Below are 5,403 nucleotides of genomic sequence, written 5' to 3'. Positions count from 1 at the left end.
GTGCGAGGCTCCACAGAATTCAATACTGTGCCACTAGACTACACAGACGTATAATATAGCACTCAGATAGGGAGTCAAACAATATTCGTCCTTTTTCATAAAATTGAGACTCCCCCCATTCCCGCTCACTCAGTTAGATAAACGTCGCGCGCAGATATATTCATGTTTCTGTTGAGAATGCTCAATTCAGCAGAAATTGTGAAATGGAGACGCTCCTCAATCTTAGCCCCTGAAAAGACAGGAACTCTGAGAACTATAGGGCCACCTATTTTGCCAAAGGGCGGCTGATCAGCATTTTCAGTTTGGACTTCGAGCCCACCAGTTTCTTTGCCAGGATATCTTCCTCCGTGAAACGTGCCAGCAGGATCTCGCCGTCGGTGGCCCGGTTGCGGTCGTAGGAAATATAGAGCGTACCGTCCGGTGCCTGAAATCCGTCGGGATAGGAAATTCCTTTCCGTTCATCGAGGATCAAGCCCCCCTTCCAGGTCTGGCCGTCATCTTCAGAAAGCCACGCGCTGAGCTGCACGCGTCCGTGATGCGCGTCGATCTGATCGCCGTGTTTGATCAGCAGCAGTCGGCCTGAAGCGAGACGCCGGATGTGAAACCGCGCGTTGGGCTGTTTGATGTTTTCTGGTGCAGTGGGAGTGGACCAGGTTCGTCCGCCATCCGTCGACGTGGTCTGCATAATGCCCTTTGCTGTGCGGGCCAGCATCCAGAGGGAGCCGTCTTTGCGTTCGACGATCATGTGCTCGTGCCAGTCGGGATTGGGAAATGTCGCGGCACCCCGGCGTTCCCAGTTCGCCCCCTGATCTTTCGACACGAACACATTCGCACCGCGGTAGGGATCGAGTTCTTTGAAGCAACCTTTGAACGGTCCGAAACCGGTGCGTTGATCTAGTGAAATCGGCAGCATCCATTCGCCGTTCGAGAGGACCGCCGGTTTATTCAATGTCACGCCGTGCCAGATCCGCCGCGGCTTCGACCAGACAGGAGTTTCCGCATCCGGGTTTTCACAAACAGTGGCCCAGACACCGGCACGCCCGTCGAACATATGCATCGATTGATCAAAGATCAACCACAGGCGGCCCGTCGGATCGGTCCAGAGATTGCCCACCAGAATACTGCGATCCACGGGATGCTCCGGCGAATGGGAATCGAGAACCAGCCGCGGATGCGACCAGTGTTCGCCGTCATCATCACTGGACGCCAACACAAAAAACGCCTTGGGGCTGTCGCCGCCGGCAACCCAACAGGCCCACAAACGCCCGCCCGGCGTTCGCTCGATGCCGATTGTCATGCCGTAATCGAGCCGATCATAATCGTACTCGGGAAGTGGCGAGGTATTCAGAGTCGGAGGAATCAGAGCCAGATCCGCGAACTGCTCCATGCGTTTGATTTCCGCCTGCTGCTCTGCGTCTGACTTCGGCGTTGCCGGCGTTGTCTCCACACGTGTCCCTTCCCCACTAACGAGCAGGACCAGTTTTTGGAATCGTAGATGTTCCCCTTTTTTCACCTGTTTTCGATAGGTCAACACGCGATTGATCTCGCCGGTGAACAGTGAAAATTCCGGGCTATCGACTTTTTCAAAGCCCTGGCGTAATAATTCGATTTCCTGATTCGCGGCACCCGGGCGACGTGTCGGCGTTAACGCGAACAGTTCCCCTGGGCTGGTACATACCGCTTCGTAGCCTTCAATGCTCGTGCGTAGAAATGCGTGCTCTTTCAGTAACTTCGGCGTTTCGGATAAACGGTAATCACGGTCGGTAAACAGTTTCACTCCCTGCTGCATGATCGCGGGCTCTGCGGCGAGTTCGGGGATCGGTTTCCGTTTCAAGCCTGCCTGAGAAGGAAACGTACCGGTCTCTTCCAGCTTGCCGAACATGATGCGTTCCTTGCGGCTGGGCGAATCATCTCCTTGTGTGACACAAAGCCATATCGTCCCCTGATGTGCTGTGAATGCCGGGTATTGGAATGATTGGGGAGTTTCAAACCGATATTTTCGTTGCCAGGTTTTGCCATCTTGAGAGACATCGATGTTAAACACACTCCGATTAACGCCGTGAATCCGTGTCGCTTCCTGCCAGCCGAGATAATACAGATCGCCAAATTGATCGAACGTCGGCTTGGAGTTCGTGCCGTTGGGGACTATCGGAAGCTGTTTTCCCGTCGTCCAGTTCTGACCATCCTGACTGGTAGTGAAGTAGTAGTTTTGATGACCGCCATCATTGCGGCAGATCGCCATCCAGGTTCCATCCGGCAGACGATTGACGGCAGACTCGCTGAGCTGCACTGACTGCGGATCGTTATAATGGCCGATGATTTCAAACGTGTCGAGCGCCTCATTGACTTTCGCCAGTGCATTCTGCTTGCCGGCAAAGTTATTAATTGCGATGTAAGTCTCTCCATCGAACTTTTTGAACGAATCAAACAGATACAGGCCGAAATCCTGCGCTGGTTTTTTGAAACCCTGTGCGGCTGCATCAGCGTAAAAATACTGCGGCTGCATGTCGAATGTTCCCGCAGCCGTCTTCAGTTTTGCTTGATGAATGGTGTTCGCAAACGTCTTTGTATTGAGATCGAAATCACGATACCAGGTTTGAGCCTGTCGCTTGCCCGGCTGCTCACTGGCGAAATAACAACGCAGTGTGTTCTCGTCCTTCTGCAGAATACGCGGTACAAAGCAGGCACCAACGGGCAGCGTTTCATTTTCATAAACCTGTTCGCTGCCGGCAAAAGGAATGATTTTTTCTACCTGCAACGTTTTCAGATTCACGATGGACAGCGCACAGTAAATCTCAGGCCAGCCCGCACTTTCCCCGGCGCGCGAATCATTCACCTCAGCCACAACATAAGCGCGATCTCCAGTCAGAACCATTTCGGCGTCGTGCGCCCCTTTGACCTCTTTCGCCGTGACAGAAACAAGACCATCCAGAACCAGATCGCCGGCAAGGGCCGCGTTCCAATGGGGAGGAACTAGTAATTCGACTGGTTCCGCAGCGATCAGTACCGAAACGGTAAAGAGGTGAATGACAAACAGATTGAGCGCGTATTTCATGTGAGCGTGGCTTTATTTTTCTTGAGTTGTTGAAACCTGATCCAGTGATGTCGGCCAGACAATTATTGTACCGGTTTTCCGTTACGACGATCAAACTGAAACGGATTGGTCTTGTCGTCTGTCACGGTCACCTTCAACGGTGGAGCAATGCCCCCCTGATCGACCTGGACGCGTAATATATTTTTGGCGGCAAACGGGCGATCGTAAATCCAGGAGTGTCCGTCGCCGTGGATGTAGAGGATCGGCTTCTGAAACTGTAACGCCTCTTTGTTAAAGGGATCGAAAAAGTCGTTGTGAACCAGAATCGGTTTGGCATGCCCGAAAATCACCAGACTGCTGACCTCCGCGCCGAACCGACGCAGGTTGCGACGGACCCAGTCGAGATCATCCGCGTGCCGTTGTTTCCATTCTGCGACATCATGAATACGGCCGCCGACGATATTCAATCCGATAAACAGCACGCCCCCCTTCACAAAGGAAAAGTTCTCTTCGCGTTCCCATTGCCGAACGACCGGCAGAGAATGCTGCCAGCGACGATCAAACCGCATAAAATACTGCTCCCAGAGTCTCCAGGCCTGATCGGGATCGGGACAGTCATTCCATTCATTGTCGCCGGGAATAATAAACACCGGCGCTTTCGACTGACTCAGCATCCCAGCCACCTTCTGAAAGACGGCCTCGTCACAAGGTGCAGCGCCTCCTTTGATATCGCCGACGTGAACCACAAACGCGGCATCGTGCGGGACTGCGGTTATCTGTTGAGGCAGCAGAACATCTTCCGCCGGCTTATAGGGGACATCTCCCATCACATAAAACGTGACTCCCGGCTTAGATTGGTCATCGGGTTCGGGCTGGTTTTGCCCGACTGCACTGGAAACGCCGCACAGGATCAGCAGCAGTGCCAGCGGTAACATCTTGAATCGCATCGGTGTCTTTTCCTCAGTGGAAGAGTAAACATGTCAGTTCTTCTGAGTTCAGAAGAATGCAGTAAAATCATGATGAGTCGGGGATCGAACAGCAATAGACCGAGCATTATAAAGCTCGGTTTGCAGAGCAAGGTCATTCTACCAGATCCAAAATCTACCGGGGATGCCTTGATACTCGAACATTCTATTCCAGGTACATTTTCAGACGAACATTTTTTTTGCCGTGGGATAGACAAAGGCGAACCATAACCCACTGATGAAACTCATGCTGGCGAGTAACGCATAATTTGGTTGAATGCTATCTCCTATTACTAAAAAAGCGATCCATGAGATAAGGAGAAAGATCATGGGAAGGTACCAAGCAGCGGGATACATGCGACACTCTTTCATGAGTCGATCATTGCGATCCCCACTCACTGAAAAGGGGTCTATAAACTTGTCCACATAAACCAAACCCAATCGCTGGTATGTGCTGAGAAAGGGCGATATGAAGAGAAGAGTTATCATAAACGAGATACCCATCGCTTTATCAGAATGCAGGAATTGGAACATGGGGAGACTCCCGGCATACGTCGCCACCGTCATTAAGACACCATAAAGGAGAGAAAGTATGGCAAAGATTCGGGAGAGTGTCATCAGGGACTTCCTACCATCGAAAGTATCAACAACGTTTTGTTTCTGGAACCTTTTTAACATTCAGCTTACCAAGTTCAACGCTAATATTACGTGTTTAGTAATCATAATTCCGAACCGCTGCCTGCATCGCCAATAGAGATTCCCGGGCGAACTGTTTCTGTTTCCAGCGGACATAGGGAGAGGCGATTTTTGAGAGCAGTTGTGCCGGTCGTGAAAACGCGTAGAGATCGTACCAGACGGAATCGTCGTCTGCATGCCATTCGACTTGGAAACGTTCTTCGCCTGACTCCGCGTGTTCGGGCAGTGTGCCATATGCAAAGGCGAAACGACAGAGTGGCTCGGTCTCTTCCACGACATACACCACCCGACAGGCATTCAACACCCAGATCCCGAGAACGTGTGCCAGAGCCGCCACCGTCTGTCCGGTTTCAGGCGGCTCAGCGGGGCGATGCAGTGTCAGCCAGTCGAAGCGATAATGCTGCCATTCATTGAGGGCTTGTTTCGCGGTTTCATAAAGATCTCTCCCCTGCCCCAGACAGATCCGGTTATGATCGACCTGATAGCCAGCGGGCGGCGTGGGCACTCGGGTAGAACTAACGTCAGGATACGTAAACTCCAGCCGGGCTTGCGCCGTGAGGAATTCGGCGATCTGTTCAGAATCAGGCTGTTGGAAGAGAAACATATTATGTGAAATATCTACTAATATTTTAATCCGGACCGGAGCGGTAATCGTTATCTGTATAATATAGACTACGAATCAGACGAAAGAGAATACAGGGAACGGAC

3 protein-coding genes are annotated in these 5,403 nt (G+C 51.9%); all 3 read right to left on the bottom strand.

The window, feature by feature from the left end; genetic code table 11:
• Nucleotides 1-265 precede the first annotated feature (265 nt).
• Nucleotides 266-3,055: a sialidase family protein gene (locus tag Q0294_RS20345; protein ID WP_299469115.1), complete on the bottom strand. Its 2,790-nt coding sequence runs from the start codon at nucleotides 3,053-3,055 to the stop codon at nucleotides 266-268.
• 62 nt (nucleotides 3,056-3,117) lie between these two features.
• Entirely contained in the window at nucleotides 3,118-3,981 is an 864-nt protein-coding gene (locus Q0294_RS20340; protein WP_299469114.1) for a hypothetical protein, read from the bottom strand.
• A 730-nt stretch (nucleotides 3,982-4,711) separates the two neighbouring features.
• Nucleotides 4,712-5,299 carry a DUF1990 family protein gene (locus Q0294_RS20335; protein WP_299469112.1) on the bottom strand — a complete coding sequence of 196 codons (588 nt, stop codon included), beginning with the start codon at nucleotides 5,297-5,299 and terminating at the stop codon, nucleotides 4,712-4,714.
• Nucleotides 5,300-5,403 lie beyond the last annotated feature (104 nt).

It is taken from the genome of uncultured Gimesia sp. (genome assembly GCF_937919775.1).
In the GTDB taxonomy this organism is placed as follows: Bacteria; Planctomycetota; Planctomycetia; order Planctomycetales; family Planctomycetaceae; genus Gimesia.
The sequence above is the reverse complement of the archived record's forward strand: the minus strand, read 5'-3'. Positions and strand labels throughout refer to the sequence as shown.